We start from the raw sequence: 21410 nt of genomic DNA, 5'->3' as shown, positions 1-21410 counted from the left end.
AAAACCAACGGCCAGCTATCTATATGCCAGGTTGGCGAGCATTGTTCCGACTCCTATGGGGCTAAATGATTCCCCAACAGGTCCGGGCAAGTCTCTACATAAGTCAAATGGGCCAACGAACGCTGATCCCCGTAGCGCGCGATTATCTAGTAGGCCGCGTTACAAAGCATCAGGGGGTAACAAAGTATTTATCGCGCAAAATCCCTGTTTTCAGTCGAAACGCCCTGAAAAACAGGTTTCAGGGCGTTTCAGGCCTGTAACAGGAAGGTGACCGGGCCATCATTGACCAGATGCACCTGCATATCCGCGCCGAATCTACCTGATGCCACAGTGCCATGCACCTCTTTCGCTTTGCCTAATAGATAGTCGAAAAGTTCTTCACCCAGGGCCGGAGGTGCCGCGGTCGAAAAACTCGGGCGCAGCCCACTCTTGGTGTCGGCCGCCAGGGTGAATTGCGAGACCAGCAGCAACCCACCGCCAACGTCCACAAGGGACAGATTCATCTTGCCCTCGGCGTCACTGAATACACGATAGTTAAGCATCTTATGCAGAAGTTTGTCGGCACTGGCCCGAGTGTCCCCGGGCTCGACCGCCACCAATACCAGCAAACCCTGGTCGACAGCACCGACCACCTCCCCCGCTACCTCGACACGCGCGCCTCGCACGCGCTGCAACAGACCCTTCATGCTTCTTCAGGCGGCAGATCAAGCAAGCGTCGGGCCATCTGACCGGCGGCACGTACCAATGCATCGGTGATGCCCGGTTCGGAGGCGGCGTGGCCGGCATCGCGGATGACCTGCAGTTCGCTGTTCGGCCAGGCCTGGTGCAATTCCCAGGCGTTGTCCAACGGGCAGATCACGTCGTAACGGCCATGGACGATCACGCCAGGCAAATGGGCGATCTTGCCCATGTCGCGAATCAGCTGGTTCGGTTCAAGGAACGCATTGTTGGTGAAGTAGTGGCATTCGATGCGGGCAATCGACAAAGCGCGCTGTGGTTCGGAGAAACGATCGACCACCAGCGGGTTCGGGCGCAGGGTCGCGGTCCGGCCTTCCCAGGTGGACCAGGCCTTGGCCGCGTGCATCTGGGCGATCTGATCGTTGCCGGTCAGGCGCTTGTGGAAAGCGGTGAGCAAGTCGCCGCGCTCGTCCAGCGGGATTGGCGCGATGTAGTCCTGCCAGTAGTCGGGGAACAGGCGACTGGCGCCGGCCTGGTAGAACCACTCGATTTCCTGCGGCCGGCACAGAAAGATCCCGCGCAGGATCAGGCCATGCACACGTTCCGGGTGGGTTTGCGCGTAGGCCAGCGCCAGGGTCGAGCCCCAGGAGCCGCCGAACAATACCCATTTTTCGATATTCAGGTGCTTGCGGATCCGTTCCAGGTCGGCGACCAGATCCCAGGTGGTGTTGTTTTCAAGATTGGCGTGGGGCGTAGAGCGACCGCAGCCGCGCTGGTCGAAGGTGACAATGCGATACAGGTTCGGGTCGAAATACCGACGGCTTTGGGCATCACACCCGGCGCCGGGGCCGCCATGGATGAACACCACCGGCAAACCTTCCGGGGAACCGCTTTCGTCGACGTACAGCGTGTGAGTCTTATCGACGGCCAGATCGTGCCGGGCGTAGGGTTTGATCTGCGGGAACAAAGTCTGCATTGCGCGCTCCGTAAGGGGTCGGGTCATCCCTGGGGGGACTTCTATTATTCTGCCGTCCGGCATCATAAACCCGAATTACGTCAATGAGCATGCCCTTGCAGCGTCAGAGCCTGTCAGCCAGAAACCCGACCAGCGTTTCGTACAGTCGGTCGACCTCCGCGACCTGCCCGCGACCCCGCAGGCAGCCGTGCACCAGCCCTTCGCCGTAGTAAAGCGTTGCACTGATGCCCGCGGCATTGAGTCGCTCGGCATAGCGCACACCGTCATCGCGCAGCGGGTCGAATTGCGCCACGGCGATCCATGCCGGGGGCAAACCGCTGAGATCGTCGGCAAGCAGGGGCAAGGCGTAGGCGCTCGGTGGTGCGTTGCCGCGCAAGTAATGGGCGTGATAGCAATCCACGTCGCGGCTGCTGAGCAACGGCGCGTCGGCGCATTCGCTGCGGGACGGTAGACGGTGATCGCCACCCAGGCCCGGGTAAATCAGCACTTGTGCGGTGGGCAACGGCTCGCCCGCGTCGCGTAACGCCAGGCATAACGCGGCGGCGAGATTGCCGCCGGCGCTGTCCCCGGCGACGACCATTCGCTCCGGGTCGAACCAGAACGGCCCTGACCGAAGCGCCTGCCAGACCTTCAGGCAATCGTCGAACCCGGCCGGGAACGGATGCTCGGGCGCCAACCGATAATCCACCGCGACCACCATCGCTCCCGTCACCGATGCCAGTTCGGCGCAGATGAAGTCATGGGAATCCAGATCCCCGACCACCCAGCCACCGCCGTGTAGATACAGGATGCACGGCCAGCCGCTGGTCGGCGGCGTCACCGGGGGACGATAGGAACGCACCGCCACGCCCGCGAGGGTGAAGTCGGTGACCTCAAGCCCGACGGGCCGGGGCGGGGTAAACGCCCGGCACATCTCGCTGTAGGCCTGGCGCAACCCGGTGAGGCTGCTGTCGGTGCTGTTGAAGCCGAGGGTTTTCTCGACGAAGGCCGACATTTGGGCAGAAAGGGAATAAGAAGGCATGGGCCAGGTGTCAGCCTGTTCAGGGTTGATCGAGTACCGCTTTTGTGGCGAGGGAGCTTGCTGTGGCGAGGGAGCTTGCTCCCGCTGGGCTGCGAAGCAGCCCCCAAAATTTCACATTGCAGTAAATATTTGCGACTGCTGCGCAGTCGAGCGGGAGCAAGCGCCCTCGCCACAAAAGCGGTACTCGCCACAGAAAGCATCCTTGCCTGCAATCGTGATCAGTTTTTGAGGCTGGCCTGCACCGTCGCCACACCCTCTTTACCATCAAAACTGCTGACCCCCGCCAGCCAACGCTGAAGGTCTTCCGGATGCTCACGCAGCCACTGCTTGGCAACGTCCTGCGGCGTCTTGCGCTCCATGATCGGCACCATCAACTGGCTTTCCTGGGACGCGGTGAAGGTCAGGTTTTGCAGCAGGCGATTCACGTTCGGGCAGCGTTCGGCGTAGTCCGGGGCGGTGACGGTGGAGACGGTCGCCGCGCCTTCGTTCGGGCCGTAGACGTCTTCGCTGCCGGTCAGGTAGGTGATGTTCATGTTGATGTTCATCGGGTGCGGGGTCCAGCCGACGAACACCACGAATTCCTTGCGGTTCACCGCCCGTTGTACGGCGGCGAGCATGCCGGCCTCACCGGACTCGATCAGTTTGAAATCCTTCAGGCCAAAGTGATTGGTTTCGATCATGGTCTTGATCGTGGTATTGGCGCCGCTGCCCGGCTCGATGCCATAGATCTTGCCGCCCAACTGGTCTTTGAATTTGGCGATATCCGCGAAAGTCTTCAGCCCGGCCGCTGCCACGTATTCAGGTACGGCGAGGGTTGCCTGGGCATCGGCCAGGCTCGGCTTGTCCATGACCCTGACCTGATTGGCCGCCACGAACGGGGCGATGTTCTTGTCCATCGCCGGTTTCCAGTAACCGAGGAAGATGTCGAGGCGCTTGTCGCGCATGCCGGCGAAGATGATTTGCTGCACGGCGCTGGTTTGCTTGCTGTCGTAGCCCAGGCCATTGAGCAGCACATCAGCCATGCCGCTGGTGGCGATCACGTCGGTCCAGTTGACCACGCCCATGCGCACGGCTTTGCAGGACGCGTCGTCACTGGCCATGACGCTGGTGCTCAAAAGAGCGGTGCCGCAGAGGATTGAGAGACAGCGGGTGAACAGTCTTTTCATCGGAGGGATCTCGTGCGGCAGCAATTATTGTGGGATTCGGCGTCTTGGTGCACCGTGCCCAGAACATTACGCAGCAGACGAGCGGTAAAAGCGAACTGTGGCGACCGAGATTTGCACGGTGGCGACTTGATAGCGAAGTGCTGATCGTTCCCACGCTCTGCGTGGGAACGGTCGGCGACCGGTTACGCGTAGTGCTTCTGGCCCCAAGCCAACAACCCTTCCAGCAATTCCTTGAGCACCACCTGCGTCGGCGCCGCCAGGTCCGGGCGATAGCGGAACGGCTCAAACTCTTCCATATACGTGCACTGCCCCAGCTCCAGTTGCACCGCGTGGATGTTTTCGGCCGGGTTGCCGTAATGGCGGGTGATGTGGCCGCCCTTGAAGCGTCCGTTCAGCACATGGCTGTACTCGGTGTGTTTGGCGCAGATCGTTTCCAGTTGGGTGGCCAACTGAGGATCGCAACTGGCGCCGTTGAAGGTGCCGAGGTTGAAGTCCGGCAGTTTGCCGTCGAACAGGTGCGGGATGATCGAGCGGATCGAGTGCGCATCGAACAGCAGCGCGTAGCCGAACTCGGCCTTCAAGCGTGCCAGTTCGCTCTGCAAGGTGCGGTGATACGGCGTCCAGATCTGTTCCAGGTAGGTCGCACGCTCGGCCGCCGTCGGCTCCATGCCCTCGCGGAACAATGGAATGCCATCGAACAGTATCGACGGGTACAGGCCGGTGGTGGCGCCGACGTACATCGGTTTGTCGTCGGACGGTCGGTTCAGGTCGATGACAAACCGCGAGTACTCGCCGGCCAGGGTGCTGGCGCCCAGTTCGGTGGCGAAATCGTAAAGCTGCGGGATGTGCCAGTCGGTGTCCGGCAGGCTTTTCGCGTCGGGGATCAACCCGGCTTCGACCACAGGCGTCAGGCGCAGGCCGGCGTGGGGCATGCTGATCAGCAGCGGCACGCGGCCTTGTTTGAAGTTCAGAACCTTATCCACAACTGCTCTCCTAAAGACTTGTCTCGACGCCGTGACGCACGACGCGTTTTTCCAGGTCGCCGCCCAGCCAGTACGACAGGTCGGCGGGACGATCGATTTGCCAGGCGACGAAATCCGCAACTTTGCCGACTTCCAGCGAACCATGGGTATCAGCCATGCCCAGCGCGGTAGCGGCATGAATGGTTGCGCCGGCCAGGGCTTCTTCCGGGGTCATGCGGAAACAGGTGCAAGCCATGTTCAACATCAGGCGCAGCGACAACGCCGGCGAGGTGCCGGGGTTGAGGTCGCTGGCGATGGCGATTTTCACCCCGTGCTTGCGCAGGGCCTCCATCGGCGGCAACTGGGTTTCGCGCAGGAAGTAGAACGCCCCCGGCAGCAGCACCGCGACGGTGCCGGACTGGGCCATGGCGATGGCGTCGTCTTCGTCCATGAATTCCAGGTGATCGGCGGACAGCGCGTGGTAACGCGCGGCCAGGCTCGAACCGTGCAAGGACGACAACTGCTCGGCGTGCAGCTTCACCGGCAGACCGAGTGCCTGTGCGGTGATAAATACCCGCTCGACCTGCGCTGGCGAGAACGCCAGGTATTCGCAGAACGCATCCACCGCATCCACCAGCCCTTCGGCGGCGAGGGCCGGCAGCATCTCGGCGCAGATGTGATCGATGTAGTCGTCGGCGCGATCCTTGTATTCCGGCGGCAAGGCGTGCGCCGCCAGGCACGTGCTGCGCACGCTGACCGGCAACTCGGCGCCGAGGCGACGCGCGACCCGCAGCATTTTGCGTTCGTTGACCAGGTCCAGGCCGTAACCGGACTTGATTTCGACCGTGGTCACGCCGTCGCGCAGCAGGCTTTTCAAACGCTTGGCGGCGCTGACGAACAGGTCATCTTCAGTGGCCGCACGGGTGGCGCGTACGGTGCTGGCGATGCCGCCACCGGCTGCGGCGATGTCCGAATAGCTGACGCCTTGCAGACGCTGTTCGAATTCACCGCTGCGGTTACCGCCGAACACCGTGTGGGTGTGGCAGTCGATCAGGCCCGGCGTGACCCAGGCTCCTTTCAAGTCGTTGACCGCCGGGTAGTCGCCCGACGGCAATTGAGCACGTGGGCCGATCCACTCGATGTGCGCACCGGACGTCACGATGGCCGCATCCTCGATGATCGAGTAGACGCCTTGCGCCATGGTTGCGACGTTGCAGTGTTGCCAGAGCGTTTTCATCCTGGCCTCCGTTAGGTTATCGATGAGAAAAATCAGGGTTTCGCGTCACTAATGCAGCTTTACCGGCCGCGGGTTTGACCCAGGTCAGGTAGGCCAGCACCAGCAACACGATCCAGACCACGCCAACGACCAGCGCGGCCTGGGTATCCGGGAAGTAGCCGAGCACGCCGAAAATAAACAGCATGAACGCAATCGCCGCCATCGGCGCATAAGGCCAGAACGGCACCGGGAATTTCAGTTGCGCGACCTGTTCGGCGCTCATGGAACGGCGCATCGCCACCTGGGTGAACAGAATCATCAGCCAGACCCACACCGTGGCGAAGGTCGCGATGGAGGCGATCAGCAGGAACACGTTCTCCGGGATCAGGTAGTTCAGCAGTACGCCCAACAGCAGCGCGACACTCATCACCACTACGGTCATCCACGGCACGCCGTTGCCGGACAAGCGGGCGAACCCCTTGGGTGCGTGGCCTTGCTGGGCCAGGCCGTACATCATCCGACCCGCGCCGAAGATGTCACTGTTGATGGCCGATACCGCCGCCGAGATCACCACGATGTTGAGGATGGTCGCTGCCGAGCTGATGCCCAGGTTGTCGAAAATCTGCACGAACGGGCTGCCCTGGCTACCAATCTGCTGCCACGGGAAGATCGACATCAGCACAAACATGGTCAGCACGTAGAACAGCAGGATGCGCAACGGCACAGCATTGATCGCCCGGGGCAGCACGTGCTGCGGGTCCTTGGCTTCGCCGGCGGTGACGCCGATGATTTCAATGCCGCCAAAGGCGAACATCACCACGGCGAACGAGGCAATCAGGCCACCCACGCCATTGGGCATGAAACCGCCATGGCTCCAGAGGTTGCTGATGTCAGTCGCCTGGGCGCCAGGGGCGGTGCTGATGCCGAACAGCATGATGCCGAAGCCGCCGAGGATCATCGCGACGATGGCCGCGACCTTGAGCAGCGACAGCCAGAACTCCATTTCGCCAAAGACTTTGACGTTGCACAGGTTCAGGCCGCCGACCACCGAAACGATGCCCAGGACCCAGATCCAGCGCGCGACTTCCGGAAACCAGAAGCCCATGTAAATACCGAACGCGGTGACGTCAGCCATGCCGACGATGACCATTTCAAACGCGTAGGTCCAACCGAGGATGAAGCCCGCCATCGGCCCCAGGTAGGTGCTGGCGTAGTGACCGAACGAGCCGGCCACCGGGTTGTGCACCGCCATCTCACCGAGGGCGCGCATGACCATGAACACCGCCGCGCCACCCATCAGGTAGGCGAGCAGTACCGCAGGCCCGGCCATTTGAATGGCCGAGGCAGAACCGTAGAACAGCCCGGTGCCGATCGCCGACCCCAGCGCCATGAAGCGAATATGTCGGGCAGAGAGCCCGCGCTTTAATCCTTTTGCTTGCGGTTGCATTGCTCGTCCTTAATTATTTTTATTGGTGGAGTTGATCGTTCCCATGCGCAGCAAAGGAATGCCTCTGGGGACGCTCCGCGTCCAGTGACGCGGAGCGTCACGGGCTGCGTTCCCACGCAGCGCGTGGGAACGATCACCAACAGACTTACAGGCTCGGCAACAACTTCGCCGCCACCAGTTCGTTCAGGCAACGGGTCGCCAACAACTCGCTCGCCGCATTGATGTCCGGCGCGAAGAAGCGGTCCTTCTCATAGAACGGCACTTCGGCACGCAGGATGGCGCGGGCCTTTTCCAGTTTGGTCGAGGTCTTCAGACCGTCACGCAGGTCGAGGCCCTGAGCCGCCGCCAGCCACTCGACCGCCAACACGCCGCGCGTGTTTTCGGCCATTTCCCACAGACGCTTGCCAGCGGCCGGCGCCATGGACACGTGATCTTCCTGGTTGGCAGATGTCGGCAGGCTGTCCACCGAATGCGGATGGGACAACGCCTTGTTCTCGCTGGCCAGGGCCGCCGCCGTCACCTGGGCGATCATGAAGCCGGAGTTCACGCCGCCATTGGCCACCAGGAACGGCGGCAGTTGCGACATGTGCTTGTCCATCATCAGCGAGATACGACGCTCGCTCAGGGAACCGATTTCGGCGATGGCCAATGCCATGTTGTCAGCGGCCATGGCCACTGGCTCGGCGTGGAAGTTACCGCCGGAGATCACGTCGCCTTCAGCGGCGAAGACCAACGGGTTGTCGGACACGGCGTTGGCTTCGACGGCCAACACTTCGGCCGCCTGACGGAACTGGGTCAGGCAGGCGCCCATGACTTGCGGCTGGCAGCGCAGAGAGTACGGGTCCTGGACCTTTTCGCAGTTCTGGTGCGAATCGGACACTTCACTGCGCTCGCCCAACAGATCGCGGTAAGCAGCAGCGGCGTCGATCTGGCCTTTCTGGCCACGGGCGGCGTGAATGCGTGCGTCGAACGGCGAGCGCGAGCCCAATACCGCTTCAACGGTCATGCCGCCAATGGCCAGGGCGCCGGCGAACAGGTCCTCGCCTTCGAACAGACCGCGCAGTGCATAAGCGGTCGACACCTGGGTGCCGTTGAGCAGCGCCAGGCCTTCTTTGGCCGCGAGGGTCAGCGGCGTCAGGCCGGCGACTTTCAGCGCTTCGGTGGCTTCCATCCACTCGCCCTTGTAGCGTGCCTTGCCTTCGCCCAGCAGCACCAGGGACATGTGCGCCAACGGCGCCAGGTCGCCGGATGCACCGACCGAACCTTTCAATGGAATGTGCGGGTAAACCTCGGCGTTGATCAGGGCGATCAGCGCGTCGATGACCACGCGGCGAATCCCGGAGAAACCACGGCTCAGGCTGTTGACCTTGAGCACCATGACCAGGCGCACCAGTGCGTCGCTGATCGGCTCGCCGACGCCGGCGGCGTGGGACAGAACGAGCGAGCGCTGGAGGTTTTCCAGGTCTTCGCTGGCGATGCGGGTCGAGGCCAGCAGGCCGAAACCGGTGTTGATGCCGTAGGCGGTGCGGTTTTCGGCGAGGATCTGTTCCACGCAGGCAACGCTGGCTTCGATCTGGGCCGAGGCGCTGTTGTCGAGGGTGAGTTTCACCGGTTGCTGATACACATCACGCAGTTGGGCAAGGCTCAGTTGGCCGGGAATCAAATTAAGCGCAGTCACATCGTTCTCCTTTTGAGAGTTTTTTATTAACTCACCAGACGCTCCGGAGATGTCCGTTGTCCGTCGCGTCTCGTTTGTGGGGAGACGCGCCTTGGCACGCTGGTGTTGTGGATTTCAGTTCAGATTGGGTAAAGCCATTTGCAGCAAAATCGGGTCTTTCAGCACGCTGGCAGCGGCGGCGATGTCCGGTGCCAGCCAACGGTCCTGGTCGTAGGCCGGAACCCGTTCGCGCAGCAGACGCCAAGCGGTATCGGTGCCGGCGCCGAAGCGTTGTTCCTTGAGGAATTCAAACGCCTGGGCCGCCAGCAGGTACTCGATGGCGAGGATCTGCGTGACGTTTTCCAGGGCGCGGTGCAGCTTCAGCGCGGCGTTGGTGCCGAGGCTCAGGTGGTCTTCCTGCAGGCCAGAGGTGACGTAGTTGTCGAGCACCGCCGGTTGCGCCAACTGGCGGTTTTCCGCACACAGCGAAGCGGCGACGTATTGGACGATCATCATCCCGGAGTTCACCCCCGGATTGGCCACCAGAAACGCCGGCAAGCCACTGACGTGCGGGTTGATCAAGCGATCCAGGCGCCGCTCGGCAATCGAGCCGATTTCGGCCATGGCCATCGCCAGCAGATCCGCCGCCATCGCCACGGACTGGCCGTGCGGGTTGGCCTGGGACATCACCCGGAAGTTGTCCGGCGTGCCCAGCAGCATCGGGTTGTCGGTGACCGAGTTGAGTTCGGTTTCAATCTGCTTTTTCGCGTGCTCAAGCTGATCGCGAGCGGCGCCGTGAACCTGCGGAATCGAACGGATGCTCAAAGCATCTTGCGTGCGAATGCCGAGGCTTGAAGCAATCACTTCACTGCCATCGAGCAGCGCCCGCAGATTGACGCCGACGTGCTGCATGCCCGGGTGTGGCTTGAGCGCGATGATCTCGGCATCAAACGCCGCAATCTGACCGCGCTGGGCTTCGAAGCTCATGGCACCGATCACGTCGGCCCATTGCACCAGGTGTGTCGCATCGGCCAGGGCCAGGCAGCTCAGACCGGTCATGCACGGCGTGCCGTTGACCAGGCACAAACCGTCCTTGGCGCCGAGTTGAACCGGCTCCAGACCTTCCTCGGCCAAGGCTTGCTGCGCGGAAACGATCTGCCCGCGATAGCTGACATTGCCGACGCCCAGCAGCGTGATGCTGATGTGGGCCATGTGGGTCAGGTAACCCACCGAACCCTGGGACGGCACTTGCGGGGTGATGCCGCGATTGAGCAGCGCCAGCAAGGCCTCGACCACCCGGCGATGGATGCCGGATTTGCCGTGACTGTAGTTGCGGATCGCGGCGCAGATGATGGCGCGGGTCTGTTCGTCGGCCAATGGCGCGCCAACGCCGCAGGCGTGGCTGAGCAGCGTGTTGCGCGACAGTTGGCTGAGTTGTTCGTCTTTCAGCGAGACATTGCACAAGGCGCCGAGGCCGGTGTTGACGCCGTACGCACGCTCACCGCTGGCGACGATGCGCTGCACGATGGCCTGGGCATTGTCGATCCGTGCCCAGGTCTCGGCCGACAGCTCAAGCTGCGCGCCATGACGGGCGACGGCCACCACATCCTGCCAACGCAACGGGGCGTCGGCGATAACGATTTTTTCAGCCTGGGACATCTTTGACCTCTTGAAGTTGATCGTTCCCACGCTCTGCGTGGCAATGCCGCCTGGGACGCTCCGCGTCCCGTGTTCAGCGCAAGGTTCAAGCCCGGCGCAGGGGTGACGCGGAGCGTCACGGGATGCATTCCCACGCAGAGCGTGGGAACGATCGACTGTTAAACCACCGCCGCCCGCCGCTGCACGAAGCGGTCGACATACTCATCCGCCGGCGAATGCAGGATCTCTCGCGGCGTGCCGACCTGAATCAACCGGCCATCCTTGAGAATCGCAATGCGATTACCGATGCGCACGGCCTCGTCGAGGTCGTGGGTGATGAAGACGATGGTCTTGTGCAGGGTCTTTTGCAGTTCCAGCAACTGGTCCTGCATCTCGGCGCGGATCAGCGGGTCGAGGGCGCTGAACGCTTCGTCCATCAAGATGATGTCGGTGTCTGCCGCCAGGGCGCGGGCCAGGCCCACACGTTGGCGCATGCCACCTGAGAGCTGGTGCGGGTATTTGTTTTCGTAGCCTTTGAGGCCCACGGTGTTGATCCAGTGCAGCGCGCGCTCGGAGCACATTTGCTTGCTCTCGCCGCGCACTTTCAGGCCGTAGGCGACGTTGTCGACCACGGTCTTGTGCGGCAGCAGGCCGAAGCTCTGGAACACCATGCTGATCTTGTGGCGACGGAATTGGCGCAGGGCTTCCATGTCGTATTGCAGGATGTCCACGCCGTCCACCAGGATCGCGCCGCTAGTCGGATCGATCAGGCGATTGAAGTGACGCACCAACGTCGATTTGCCGGAACCGGACAGGCCCATGATCACGAAGATCTCGCCGGTGCCGATGCTCAACGACAAATCATTCACGCCGACCACGCAGCCGGTTTCGGCCAGCACCTGATCCTTGGTCTTGCCCTGGCCAATCATGCCCAGGGCTTCCTTGGAGCGGTTGCCGAAAATCTTGAAGACGTTTTTGACTTCGATTTTGCTCACGGTTGCGTCGTTCATTTGCTCACCTCATGCCGTGGCCGACCATATGCTTGCGTAATGCGGTCGATCACCACTGCCAGAATCACGATCGCCAGACCGGCTTCGAGGCCACGTCCGACGTTGAGGGTCTGAATCCCCACCAACACGTCTTCGCCCAGGCCACGGGCACCGATCATCGAGGCAATCACCACCATCGACAGGGCCATCATGGTGGTCTGGTTAATCCCGGCCATGATGCTCGGCAGGGCCAGCGGCAGTTGCACGCCAAACAGTTGCTGCCAGCGGTTGGCACCGAAGGCGTTGATCGCTTCCATCACTTCGCCGTCGACCTGACGAATGCCCAGGTCAGTCAGACGAATCAGCGGCGGCGCGGCGTAGATCACCGTGGCGAAAATCGCCGGGACCTTGCCCAGGCCGAACAGCATCAGCACCGGGATCAGGTACACGAAACTCGGCATGGTCTGCATGATGTCCAGCAGCGGCATCAGCACCGAACGCAGGCGATTGCTGCGCGCCGAGAGAATGCCCAGGGGAATGCCGATCAGCACCGAAATGATCGTCGCCACCATCATCAGCGCCAGGGTTTGCATCAGCTTGTCCCAGAGGCCGACCGCGCCGACCAGGAACAGCAGGCCGACGATCACCGCCGTGGTCACGACTTTACGGGTCGCGTGCCAGGCCACGCCCGCCACGATGAGCAGCATCAGCCACCACGGCGCCGCACGCAGCATGCCTTCAAGATTGACGATGGCCCACAACAGGGTGTCGGAGATGTGCCGGAACACGTCGCCGTAGTTGGTGACCAGCGAATCGACCCAACTGTTGACCCAGTCGGCGATGGAAAAGGTAAAGCTTTCGGGAAACATAAGAGACTCTCAATCAAGGGGTTGCGATCAAGCGTCCGACTGCCGTCGCCAGCAGTCGGAGAGGCTCAACCTACAAGGCCGCGTCGATTTTCTTGGCTGCGTCGTCGCTCACCCATGCGTGCCAGACTTCAGGATGTTCCTTCAAGAAGATCTTGGCCAGTTTTGGCGATTCGATCCGCTCTTTGGTCATGCGCCCCAGGTTCTGGTTCAGCAGGTCGATTGGCAGGTTGACCTTTTCCAGCACGGCCACCAGTTCCGGGGCCTGCTCGTGGAACACCTTGGACAGGCCGACTTTGATGGTCACGCGCTTGTCGACGCCTGGCTTCTCTTCGAGTTTGACCAGGTCCACCTGGCCCATCAGCGGGGTTGGCGACCAGTAGTAGAACAGGATCGGCTCACCACGCTTGTAGCTCGACAGCACGGCCGCATCCAGCGCCGGGCCGGTGCCTGGGCGGAAGTTGGTGTAGGTGCTTTCCAGGCCATAACTTTTCAGCATTTCGCTGTTGTCGAGTTCACAGGTCCAGCCGGCCGGGCAGTTGTAGAAACGGCCCTTGGCTGGCTCTTCCTGATCCTTGAACACCGAGGCGTACTTGGCCAGATCAGCAATGTTTTTCAGGTCCGGTGCCTTGGGTTCCAGCTTGCGCTTGGCGTCGCCTTCGATCACGTAGCGCGGCACGTACCAGCCTTCGACTGCGCCCACCACTGGAGCGCCGACACCGACGACTTTGCCGGCCTTCTCGGCCTTGTTCCAGACCTCGCTGCGGCCCACCCACTCTTCGGCGAACACCTGGATGTCGTTGCTGCTCAGGGCGTTTTCCATGGTGATGGAGTTGCCCGGCAGGCTGTCGGTCTTGCAGTCGTAGCCTTTCTCCAACACGACTTGCAGCACGTCGGTCAGCAGCATGGCGCTTTCCCAGTTCAGGCCGGCGAATTTCACCGGTTTGCCCGATTCGCACCAACCGGCAGCCTGGGTGGCGCCGGCGCTGGCGAGCAGGCCCATGGAAAGCAATGTGGTCAGCAGGGTCTTGTTCGATTTCATTGTAGTGACGCTCCTAATCATGAGTTGGCTTACGGCAGTCAAGAGGCATCCAAGCCCTGTCCACATCCCATCAGGCCTGCGCCGCAGCGCGACCGGCCCCGCTTTTTATAGGTGCTGCATCGCTGTTCTGCTCGACTGGCAGAATCAGGTGATCAGGTACTGCGCTGTGCCATTTTTTCGCGCACACGTAATACAGCGCGGCGGGAATCACCAGGCCGATGATCCAGGAAATATCCACATCACCCAGGGCCGCGACCAGCGGACCGGTGTAGAACTTGGTGGAGATGAACGGCAATTGCACCAGCACACCGAAGACATAGACGCTGATACCCAGGACGTTCCAGCGGCCGTAGCGACCGTTCGGATCGGCCAGCGCCGGTACGTCATAGCGCTCGCGGGTGATGCAGTAGTAGTCCACCAGGTTGATCGCGCTCCAGGGCGTAAAGAACGCGAGCAGGAACAGGATGAAGGACTTGAACGCACCGAGGAACGAGTGCTGACCGAGCAACGCCATCAGGGTCGCGGCACCGACGATCACCAGCACGAACACTAGACGCTGCAAGCGCGATACTTTCAGATCACCACGGAAGCCGCTGATGATCGTCGCAATGCACATGAAGCTGCCGTAGGAGTTCAGCGTGGAGATGGTGACCTTGCCAAACGCGATGCTGAAATACAGCAGCGCCGCGGTGGCACCGGTACCGCCCAGGCCCACGATGTAGGCGACTTCGTGGCCGGCGAATTGGCCGTTGGCCGATGCGGCAGCGAACACACCGAGGACCATCGCAACCTGCGCACCAATGACCGAACCTGCGCCTGCGGCGAAAAAGGTTTTCACCGAGGACGTCGTGCTCGGCAGGTAGCGAGAGTAGTCAGCCACATAAGGGCCGAAGGCGATCTGCCAGGACGCCGCGAGCGATACCGCGAGCAAGAAACTGCTCCAGCTGAAGTGGCGGATTTGCAACAGTGCGCCAACATCAACCTGGCTCATCAGACGGCTGAACAGATAAACAAAAGCAATCACACCAATGACACTGGCAATACGGCCGATCCAATGGATCACTCGATAACCGAGTACCGTGACCAGCACGATGACACTGGCGAAGAGAAGAATGCCGACGCTGTCGCTGACGCCAAACAACTGGCCCAGCGCCTGGCCGGACAGCACGGTTCCGGTTGCGGTGAAACCGAGGTACATCAAGCACACCAGCACGATCGGAATCGCGGCGCCATACACGCCAAACTGCACCCGGCTGGAGATCATCTGCGGCAGGCCAAGCTTCGGTCCTTGCGCCGCATGCAACGCCATCACACCGCCGCCGAGCAATTGGCCGATCAGCAAACCGATCAACGACCAGAACACGTCACCGCCCAGCACCACGGCCAGGGCCCCGGTGACAATCGCGGTGATTTGCAGGTTGGCACCCATCCACAGGGTGAACTGGCTTAACAGACGACCGTGTCTTTCCGCTTCCGGGATGTAGTCGATCGAGCGTTTCTCGATCAACGGTTTGTTGCTTGCACGATCGGTGTTAACAGCCATGATTCAACCTCTGTGGATTGTTGTCGGTGTTAGTGGAATCCCTGTAGGAGCGAGGCTTGCCCGCGAACCCCGGTGTGTCAGAAAAGACGCCTTCGCGGGCAAGCCTCGCTCCTACAGATTTTGCGTTGGGCCACCCATCACAGGCGGCCCGTTCCATCATTTGCCGGTAATCATCGGCAAATTCAGGCCCTGTTCCTTGGCGCAGTCGATCGCGATCTGGTAACCCGCATCGGCGTGACGCATCACGCCGGTCGCCGGGTCGTTGTGCAGCACGCGAGCAATACGCTCGGCCGCTTCGTCGGTACCGTCGCAGACAATCACCATGCCCGAGTGCTGGGAGAAGCCCATGCCGACGCCGCCGCCGTGGTGCAGGGAAACCCAGGTCGCGCCGCTCGCGGTGTTCAGCAGAGCGTTGAGCAGTGGCCAGTCGGACACAGCGTCGGAACCGTCCTGCATCGACTCGGTTTCGCGGTTCGGGCTGGCTACCGAACCGGAGTCCAGGTGGTCGCGACCGATCACGATTGGTGCGGACAATTCACCGCTACGCACCATTTCGTTGAACGCCAGGCCAAGCTTGGCACGCAGGCCCAGGCCAACCCAGCAGATACGTGCCGGCAGACCCTGGAAGCTGATGCGCTCGCGGGCCATGTCCAACCAGTTGTGCAGGTGGGCGTCGTCCGGGATCAGTTCTTTGACCTTGGCGTCGGTTTTGTAGATGTCTTCAGCGTTACCCGACAGTGCAGCCCAACGGAATGGACCGATGCCACGGCAGAACAGCGGACGGATGTACGCCGGTACGAAGCCTGGGAAGTCGAAGGCGTTCTCGACGCCTTCTTCCTGGGCCATCTGACGGATGTTGTTGCCGTAGTCGAAGGTCGGAATGCCCATTTTCTGGAAGTCGAGCATCGCTCTGACGTGCACGGCCATGGATTGCTTGGCGGCTTTGACGACAGCGGCTGGCTCGGTCTTGGCGCGAGCGCGGTACTCTTCCCAGGTCCAGCCGGCTGGCAGGTAACCGTTGAGCGGGTCGTGGGCGCTGGTCTGGTCGGTGACCATGTCCGGGCGCACGCCGCGCTTGACCAGTTCCGGCAGGATTTCCGCCGCGTTGCCCAGCAGGGCGATGGAGATCGCCTTGCCTTCTTTGGTGTATTTCTCGATGCGGGCCAGGGCGTCGTCGAGGTCTTTGGCTTGCTCGTCGACGTAACGGCTGTTGAGGCGGAAATCGATGCTGACCTGCTGGCATTCGATGTTCAGCGAGCAGGCGCCGGCCAAGGTAGCAGCCAGAGGCTGAGCGCCACCCATGCCGCCGAGGCCGGCGGTCAGGACCCAACGACCTTTCAGGTCATCGTTGTAGTGTTGGCGACCGGCTTCGACGAAGGTTTCGTAGGTGCCCTGGACGATGCCCTGGCTGCCGATGTAGATCCAGCTGCCGGCGGTCATCTGGCCGTACATGGCCAGGCCTTTGGCGTCGAGTTCGTTGAAGTGTTCCCAACTCGCCCAGTGCGGCACCAGGTTGGAGTTGGCGATCAGCACGCGCGGTGCATTGGTGTGGGTCTTGAACACGCCGACCGGCTTGCCGGATTGCACCAGCAGGGTCTCGTCGTCGTTCAGGTTGGTCAGGCTTTCGACGATTTTGTCGTAGCACTCCCAGTTACGCGCCGCACGCCCGATACCACCGTAAACCACCAGTTCTTTAGGGTTCTCGGCGACTTCCGGGTCGAGGTTGTTCATCAACATGCGCAGCGGCGCTTCAGTCAGCCAGCTCTTGGCGGTCAGCTTGTTACCGCGGGCAGCGCGGATTTCGACGTCACGATGCTTTGTGAAAGAAGCGGTCGTAGATTTATTGTCAGTCACGAAAAAGACTCCTCAGCGATCAATTCAAACCAACCCTGGCGGTGGGCAAGCCAGCCTGTGCGCGTCACAGCGCCACAAGCGAATCAGTGGACGCTGCGAGGAGTCTCGGTCGACTCATACGCATACGTCTTTACTTGTACATACAAGCATATGCAATCAAGCGGCCAACTTGTTGGATGGGCATTCAAGAAAAGTTTCTGGAGGGCTGGAAAGCTTGTAGATCAAGGGTTTTGCGGAAGATGAAATTTTTCGCGGGGATTTTGCGTGGGCGTGGCGGCTGTTACTTGAGCGTGGTTTTGCGCCACGCTGGGGCGTTCGGTAACAAAGTGGTGCGCTGTGGGAAACGCGTCGTGGACCCTGAAAAAGCTTCGCGGGCGAGCCTCGCTCCTACAGGATTGTGGCGTTCACACATGATGCGAACGACCACAATCCTGTAGGAGCGAGGCTTGCCCGCGAAAGGGATTCTGGATCAGCGTGCGGTCAGTTCGATCACGCAGCATTGGCCGCTGACGCAGACTTCGAGCAGGCCGGTATTGCGGTCGAGTTGCAGGCAATCATGGCACCCCAGTTGTGCGTCGCTGTTACCGACTTTCACTTCTAACGCCTCGGTGACACTGAACACCAGCACAGTCCCCGCCGAACTGAAAAACCGCTGCTCGCCCTCCAGCCACTGCAACCGCGCGCTATAGCGTTGCGGCGCATAAATCAGGTTGAAATCGCGAATCGGTCCGCCGAGCAAGGTGCACGACACCTGACTCTCGCCGCTGAAGGCAAACGGGTCCAGCGGTAACAACGGCCGTGTGTCCTGGCCGTCAACGCGCAGGGTCATGCCGTCGCCTTGCAGCACGGTAATCACCCGCTCGTAGCCGGCGAATGTCGAGAAGCCGCCCGACTCACCAATATCGGCAATCGACAGGCGCCAGCCGAAACCATCAAGGCCGGTACCCGCATCGCGGGTGATTTCTTCCGTGCTGCCGCCGCCGTTTTTCCACGGCATGCGCGGGTAATCTTTGGCGCGTAAAACTTTCATCTCACTCATTTATGGAACCGACCTTCCAGACGATGACGGGAACCGGGGTGGATCAAACGGGCGGCGGTCACGGGCTGGCGGCCGGACCAGGTGCGGCGGCGGATCAGCAGGCACGGCTCGCCCTTTTCAATCTGTAGCAACTTGCACTCGGACGCCTCGGCCAGAATCGCCTCGACCACGTGCTCGCCTTCGGTCAGCGGCGCAACCTGGTTCAAATAGGCGTAAGGCGTTTGCAGGGTGAAGTCCTGCTTGAGGTAATCCGGGGCGACCAGCGCGTTGACGAAACGGTCTTCGATTTGCACCGGGATATCGTTCTCGAAATGCACGATCAGCGAGTGGAACACCCGTTGCCCTTCACGCATGTCCAGGGCCAACGCGCGCTCGGAACCGGCGGCCTCTTCTTCGAGGGTGATGACCTTACAAGTGTGACGATGGCCGCGGGAGGCGATTTCATCGGCGATGTTGTGCACTTCAAACAGCGCGGACTGGCTTTTCGGCTCGGCGACGAAGGTGCCGACACCTTGCATGCGCACCAGCAGGCCGTCGGCGGTCATCTCGCGCAGGGCGCGGTTGATGGTCATGCGGCTGAAACCCAGTTGGCTGACCAGCTCGCTTTCCGACGGAACGCGGTAGTGCGGTGGCCAGTTTCCACTGTCGATTTGCTGGGTGATCATCTGTTTGACGCGGGCGTACAAGGGCGCCGGACTGTCGCCCATGTTCGCGGCCAACGGTGACACTGCAGGCGGAGTCGGCACGGTTAATCCTTGTTCGTTTGGTGAGGGTAATGTGGCTCGTGTGGTCAGTTCTGTCAGTCAAGTTCGGCGCCGGAAATCCAGATCCTGCGTTGCTGCTCCTCGCCATAGCCAGCTATGACTCGTCGCAGCGCCTTGGCTCTGAATTTCCGGCATCCGAACTTGAACTGACGAACTGACCACACGAGCCACATAGCTTGCCGGAGTTTACCGAGCAGGCAAACGTCTGTATATGTATATACAAATAACACACGATGGGGTGCTGAACCATGTCCGCCTTCTTTGCCGAACGCGCGCTGCTGCCTAGTGGATGGGCCAACAATGTACGTCTTGAGGTCAGCGCCGACGGCGTATTGACCCATATCCAGGCCGATTCCAATGCAGATGGCGCCGAACGGCTAAGCGGTCCGCTGCTGCCGGGGATGCCCAATCTGCACTCCCACGCCTTCCAACGGGCGATGGCCGGATTGGCCGAAGTGGCGGGTAATCCGAACGACAGTTTCTGGACCTGGCGCGATCTGATGTATCGCCTCGTCGGAAAAATCAGCCCCGACCAACTCGGCCTCATCGCCCGTCAGCTGTACATCGAAATGCTCAAGGCCGGTTACACCTCGGTCGCGGAATTTCATTACGTGCACCACGACACCAATGGCCAGCCTTACGCCGACCCCGCCGAACTGGCGTTGCGCATCAGCCAGGCCGCCAGCTCGGCCGGCATCGGTTTGACCTTGCTGCCGGTGCTCTACAGCCATTCCGGTTTCGGCGGCCAGGCCCCGAACGACGGTCAGCGCCGGTTTATCAACAGCACCGAAAACTACCTCACGCTTCAGTCGCGCTTGCAGCCGATCCTGGCGCAGCAACCGGCGCAGTCGCTGGGGCTGTGTTTCCACTCGTTACGCGCCGTCACACCGCAGCAGATCAGCGACGTGCTGGCCGCCAGCGACAAGCAGTGCCCGGTGCACATTCACATCGCCGAACAGCAGAAGGAAGTCGATGACTGCCTGAGCTGGAGCGGTCGTCGCCCACTGCAATGGCTGTACGAAAACACCGAAGTCGATCAGCGCTGGTGCCTGGTCCACGCGACCCACGCCAACCCGGAAGAAGTCACGCTGATGGCCAAGAGTCGCGCCATCGCCGGCCTGTGCCTGACCACCGAGGCCAACCTCGGCGACGGAATTTTCCCGGCGGTGGACTTCCTCGCCCAGGGCGGGCGCATGGGCATCGGTTCCGACAGCCATGTGTCGTTGAGCGTGGTGGAAGAATTGCGTTGGCTGGAATACGGCCAGCGGTTGCGGGATCAGCGGCGCAATCGCTTGTATGGCGCGGATCAGCCGATGGTCGGCCGCACGCTGTACGACGCGGCGCTGGATGGCGGTGCTCAGGCGCTGGGGCAGCCGATCGGCGCACTGGAAGTCGGCAAGCGTGCGGATTGGCTGGTGCTCGACGGCAACGATCCGTACCTGGCGACAGCCAGTGGCGACGGGATTCTGAATCGCTGGCTGTTCGCCGGCGGTGATCGCCAGGTGCGCGATGTGCTGGTCAACGGCCAGTGGGTTGTGCGGGATGGGCGTCATGCCGGCGAAGAAGAAAGCAGCCGCGCGTTCACCCAGGTCCTGCGCGATCTTCTCGGATAATCCCTGACCGATCATTCCCACGCAGAGCGTGGGAACGATCAGTAGCCGAGTGATCAGTTCGAGGTCTTGGCCATCTTCGTATCCGACGCTCGCCAGATCAGCCGCGTCGTGTCGTAACCCTGCTGCCGCGCCTTGCTCAGCAGTTCTTCACGCACCACACCGTTGACGGTCGGGGTCCGCGACAGCAACCACAGGTACTTGCGGCTCGGGTCGCCAACAATAGCGGTCTTGTAGTCGTCGCTGACGTACAGCACCCAGTATTCGCCCTTCGCCACACCCGGAATCAAACGCGAAAACCAGTTATCGAACTGGACCCACAGTTTGTCGGTCTTGCCCGGCACCTGCGGCCAGGCCGTGCCTTTGGCTTCTTCCCACTGCCAATCCGGGGTCAGGCAGCGGTTGAGCACCGCCACATTACCGTCAGGCAAGAGCGTGTAATGCGCTTCGGATTGCGCGCAATTGCGCTGGAAATACATCGGCAGCCGGGCCAACTCGTACCAGGTCCCCTGGTATTTCTTGAGATTGACGCTATTGGCTGTCTTGGGTGCCAACGGATCTACGCCAGAAGAGGCGCAGCCGGCCAATACCAGGCCGGCAAAAAGTACTATCAATAACCGCTTCATTGTTTTTCTCCCGCGGGCGCGTAGCCCCGGTTTACTTCAGGCCTTGGCCAGAAAACATCAGCACTTTGTCACCGGCGTACTGCACGCTGATAAAGCTGTTTTTGTCGCCCCAGGTGCAACTGGACATCCCAAGCGCGCCCGAGCAATCGGCGGGTTTGCCCAACAAGGTTTCAACCTCGGCCTTGGGCATGCCGGCCGACAGCTTGGAGTAGTTCTCTTGATTGACCTTGCTGCACGCGACCAACAACACGCAGAACGAGAGCAAGGCGAAAGATCGCAGCGACATGGTGTAGCTCCTGGGGCGAAGGGGGAATGG

General features: G+C 61.4%; 19 protein-coding genes. 1 reads left to right on the top strand and 18 read right to left on the bottom strand.

The genetic code is table 11. The annotated features are described in order from the left end of the window. Window positions 1-248: 248 nt before the first annotated feature. From dtd to hutC, 16 genes are all read right to left on the bottom strand, one after another. The gene (dtd, locus tag ACY4LX_RS03180) at window positions 249-686 is read right to left on the bottom strand and encodes a D-aminoacyl-tRNA deacylase (RefSeq protein ID WP_463259150.1); all 438 of its coding nucleotides are present in this window, start codon (window positions 684-686) and stop codon (window positions 249-251) included. Next, window positions 683-1654 (bottom strand): prolyl aminopeptidase, encoded by a 972-nt coding sequence (gene pip, locus ACY4LX_RS03175; RefSeq protein ID WP_149659138.1) that lies wholly within the window; start codon window positions 1652-1654, stop codon window positions 683-685. The genes dtd and pip overlap by 4 nt, the downstream gene beginning before the upstream one ends. A 103-nt stretch (window positions 1655-1757) precedes the next feature. After that, on the bottom strand, window positions 1758-2675 hold the full coding sequence (locus ACY4LX_RS03170; protein WP_463259149.1) for an alpha/beta hydrolase: 918 nt from the start codon (window positions 2673-2675) through the stop codon (window positions 1758-1760). Between the two features lie 218 nt (window positions 2676-2893). Continuing rightward, window positions 2894-3841 carry a choline ABC transporter substrate-binding protein gene (locus ACY4LX_RS03165; RefSeq protein WP_463259148.1) on the bottom strand — a complete coding sequence of 316 codons (948 nt, stop codon included), beginning with the start codon at window positions 3839-3841 and terminating at the stop codon, window positions 2894-2896. A 182-nt stretch (window positions 3842-4023) separates the two neighbouring features. Continuing rightward, the gene (hutG, locus tag ACY4LX_RS03160) at window positions 4024-4824 is read right to left on the bottom strand and encodes an N-formylglutamate deformylase (RefSeq protein WP_463259147.1); all 801 of its coding nucleotides are present in this window, start codon (window positions 4822-4824) and stop codon (window positions 4024-4026) included. A 10-nt stretch (window positions 4825-4834) separates the two neighbouring features. Beyond that, window positions 4835-6040: an imidazolonepropionase gene (gene hutI / locus ACY4LX_RS03155; RefSeq protein ID WP_463259146.1), complete on the bottom strand. Its 1206-nt coding sequence runs from the start codon at window positions 6038-6040 to the stop codon at window positions 4835-4837. A 16-nt stretch (window positions 6041-6056) separates the two neighbouring features. Then, window positions 6057-7466 (bottom strand): amino acid permease, encoded by a 1410-nt coding sequence (locus tag ACY4LX_RS03150; RefSeq protein WP_149659133.1) that lies wholly within the window; start codon window positions 7464-7466, stop codon window positions 6057-6059. A 145-nt stretch (window positions 7467-7611) separates the two neighbouring features. Further along, on the bottom strand, window positions 7612-9144 hold the full coding sequence (gene hutH, locus ACY4LX_RS03145; protein ID WP_149659132.1) for a histidine ammonia-lyase: 1533 nt from the start codon (window positions 9142-9144) through the stop codon (window positions 7612-7614). A gap of 114 nt (window positions 9145-9258) precedes the next feature. Next, the gene (hutH, locus tag ACY4LX_RS03140; RefSeq protein WP_463259145.1) at window positions 9259-10782 is read right to left on the bottom strand and encodes a histidine ammonia-lyase; all 1524 of its coding nucleotides are present in this window, start codon (window positions 10780-10782) and stop codon (window positions 9259-9261) included. Between the two features lie 158 nt (window positions 10783-10940). Beyond that, on the bottom strand, window positions 10941-11771 hold the full coding sequence (locus ACY4LX_RS03135) for a quaternary amine ABC transporter ATP-binding protein (protein ID WP_054054680.1): 831 nt from the start codon (window positions 11769-11771) through the stop codon (window positions 10941-10943). Continuing rightward, the gene (locus ACY4LX_RS03130; protein WP_133837848.1) at window positions 11768-12619 is read right to left on the bottom strand and encodes an ABC transporter permease; all 852 of its coding nucleotides are present in this window, start codon (window positions 12617-12619) and stop codon (window positions 11768-11770) included. The genes ACY4LX_RS03135 and ACY4LX_RS03130 overlap by 4 nt, the downstream gene beginning before the upstream one ends. Before the next feature lie 70 nt (window positions 12620-12689). Then, window positions 12690-13658 carry an ABC transporter substrate-binding protein gene (locus ACY4LX_RS03125; protein WP_149659130.1) on the bottom strand — a complete coding sequence of 323 codons (969 nt, stop codon included), beginning with the start codon at window positions 13656-13658 and terminating at the stop codon, window positions 12690-12692. Window positions 13659-13728: 70 nt separating this feature from the next. After that, entirely contained in the window at window positions 13729-15201 is a 1473-nt protein-coding gene (locus ACY4LX_RS03120) for a purine-cytosine permease family protein (RefSeq protein ID WP_463259144.1), read from the bottom strand. Between the two features lie 156 nt (window positions 15202-15357). Then, entirely contained in the window at window positions 15358-17055 is a 1698-nt protein-coding gene (hutU, locus tag ACY4LX_RS03115) for a urocanate hydratase (protein ID WP_149659128.1), read from the bottom strand. A 469-nt stretch (window positions 17056-17524) separates the two neighbouring features. Then, on the bottom strand, window positions 17525-18094 hold the full coding sequence (locus ACY4LX_RS03110; protein ID WP_463259143.1) for a HutD/Ves family protein: 570 nt from the start codon (window positions 18092-18094) through the stop codon (window positions 17525-17527). After that, window positions 18091-18801, bottom strand: coding sequence for a histidine utilization repressor (hutC, locus tag ACY4LX_RS03105; RefSeq protein ID WP_154505298.1), 711 nt, complete (start codon window positions 18799-18801; stop codon window positions 18091-18093). The genes ACY4LX_RS03110 and hutC overlap by 4 nt, the downstream gene beginning before the upstream one ends. 305 nt (window positions 18802-19106) lie before the next feature. On the opposite strand from hutC, the gene ACY4LX_RS03100 reads away from it, so the two are divergent. Next, complete coding sequence (locus tag ACY4LX_RS03100) at window positions 19107-20471, top strand: formimidoylglutamate deiminase (RefSeq protein ID WP_463259142.1); 1365 nt, start codon at window positions 19107-19109, stop codon at window positions 20469-20471. Between the two features lie 53 nt (window positions 20472-20524). On the opposite strand, the gene ACY4LX_RS03095 is transcribed toward ACY4LX_RS03100, so the two are convergent. Beyond that, complete coding sequence (locus ACY4LX_RS03095) at window positions 20525-21094, bottom strand: lipocalin family protein (RefSeq protein ID WP_149659124.1); 570 nt, start codon at window positions 21092-21094, stop codon at window positions 20525-20527. 31 nt (window positions 21095-21125) lie between these two features. Next, window positions 21126-21380 (bottom strand): outer membrane protein assembly factor BamE, encoded by a 255-nt coding sequence (locus ACY4LX_RS03090; protein WP_149659123.1) that lies wholly within the window; start codon window positions 21378-21380, stop codon window positions 21126-21128. Between the last annotated feature and the right edge of the window lie 30 nt (window positions 21381-21410).

This window comes from Pseudomonas sp. Emmai (assembly GCF_055179735.1).
Note: the sequence above shows the minus strand (reverse complement) of the source record. Positions and strands in the feature narration are given on the sequence as shown.

Excerpts from the sequence above, each read along its gene's own strand:
- pip (WP_149659138.1), bottom strand. The coding sequence starts at position 1,654 with ATGCAGACTTTGTTCCCGCAGATCAAACCCTACGCCCGGCACGATCTG.
- ACY4LX_RS03165 (WP_463259148.1), bottom strand. The coding sequence starts at position 3,841 with ATGAAAAGACTGTTCACCCGCTGTCTCTCAATCCTCTGCGGCACCGCT.
- dtd (WP_463259150.1), bottom strand. The coding sequence starts at position 686 with ATGAAGGGTCTGTTGCAGCGCGTGCGAGGCGCGCGTGTCGAGGTAGCG.
- ACY4LX_RS03095 (WP_149659124.1), bottom strand. The coding sequence starts at position 21,094 with ATGAAGCGGTTATTGATAGTACTTTTTGCCGGCCTGGTATTGGCCGGC.
- ACY4LX_RS03135 (WP_054054680.1), bottom strand. The coding sequence starts at position 11,771 with ATGAACGACGCAACCGTGAGCAAAATCGAAGTCAAAAACGTCTTCAAG.
- ACY4LX_RS03125 (WP_149659130.1), bottom strand. The coding sequence starts at position 13,658 with ATGAAATCGAACAAGACCCTGCTGACCACATTGCTTTCCATGGGCCTG.
- ACY4LX_RS03170 (WP_463259149.1), bottom strand. The coding sequence starts at position 2,675 with ATGCCTTCTTATTCCCTTTCTGCCCAAATGTCGGCCTTCGTCGAGAAA.
- hutH (WP_463259145.1), bottom strand. The coding sequence starts at position 10,782 with ATGTCCCAGGCTGAAAAAATCGTTATCGCCGACGCCCCGTTGCGTTGG.
- ACY4LX_RS03110 (WP_463259143.1), bottom strand. The coding sequence starts at position 18,094 with ATGAGTGAGATGAAAGTTTTACGCGCCAAAGATTACCCGCGCATGCCG.
- ACY4LX_RS03130 (WP_133837848.1), bottom strand. The coding sequence starts at position 12,619 with ATGTTTCCCGAAAGCTTTACCTTTTCCATCGCCGACTGGGTCAACAGT.
- ACY4LX_RS03120 (WP_463259144.1), bottom strand. The coding sequence starts at position 15,201 with ATGGCTGTTAACACCGATCGTGCAAGCAACAAACCGTTGATCGAGAAA.
- ACY4LX_RS03150 (WP_149659133.1), bottom strand. The coding sequence starts at position 7,466 with ATGCAACCGCAAGCAAAAGGATTAAAGCGCGGGCTCTCTGCCCGACAT.
- hutI (WP_463259146.1), bottom strand. The coding sequence starts at position 6,040 with ATGAAAACGCTCTGGCAACACTGCAACGTCGCAACCATGGCGCAAGGC.
- hutC (WP_154505298.1), bottom strand. The coding sequence starts at position 18,801 with ATGGGCGACAGTCCGGCGCCCTTGTACGCCCGCGTCAAACAGATGATC.
- ACY4LX_RS03100 (WP_463259142.1), top strand. The coding sequence starts at position 19,107 with ATGTCCGCCTTCTTTGCCGAACGCGCGCTGCTGCCTAGTGGATGGGCC.
- ACY4LX_RS03090 (WP_149659123.1), bottom strand. The coding sequence starts at position 21,380 with ATGTCGCTGCGATCTTTCGCCTTGCTCTCGTTCTGCGTGTTGTTGGTC.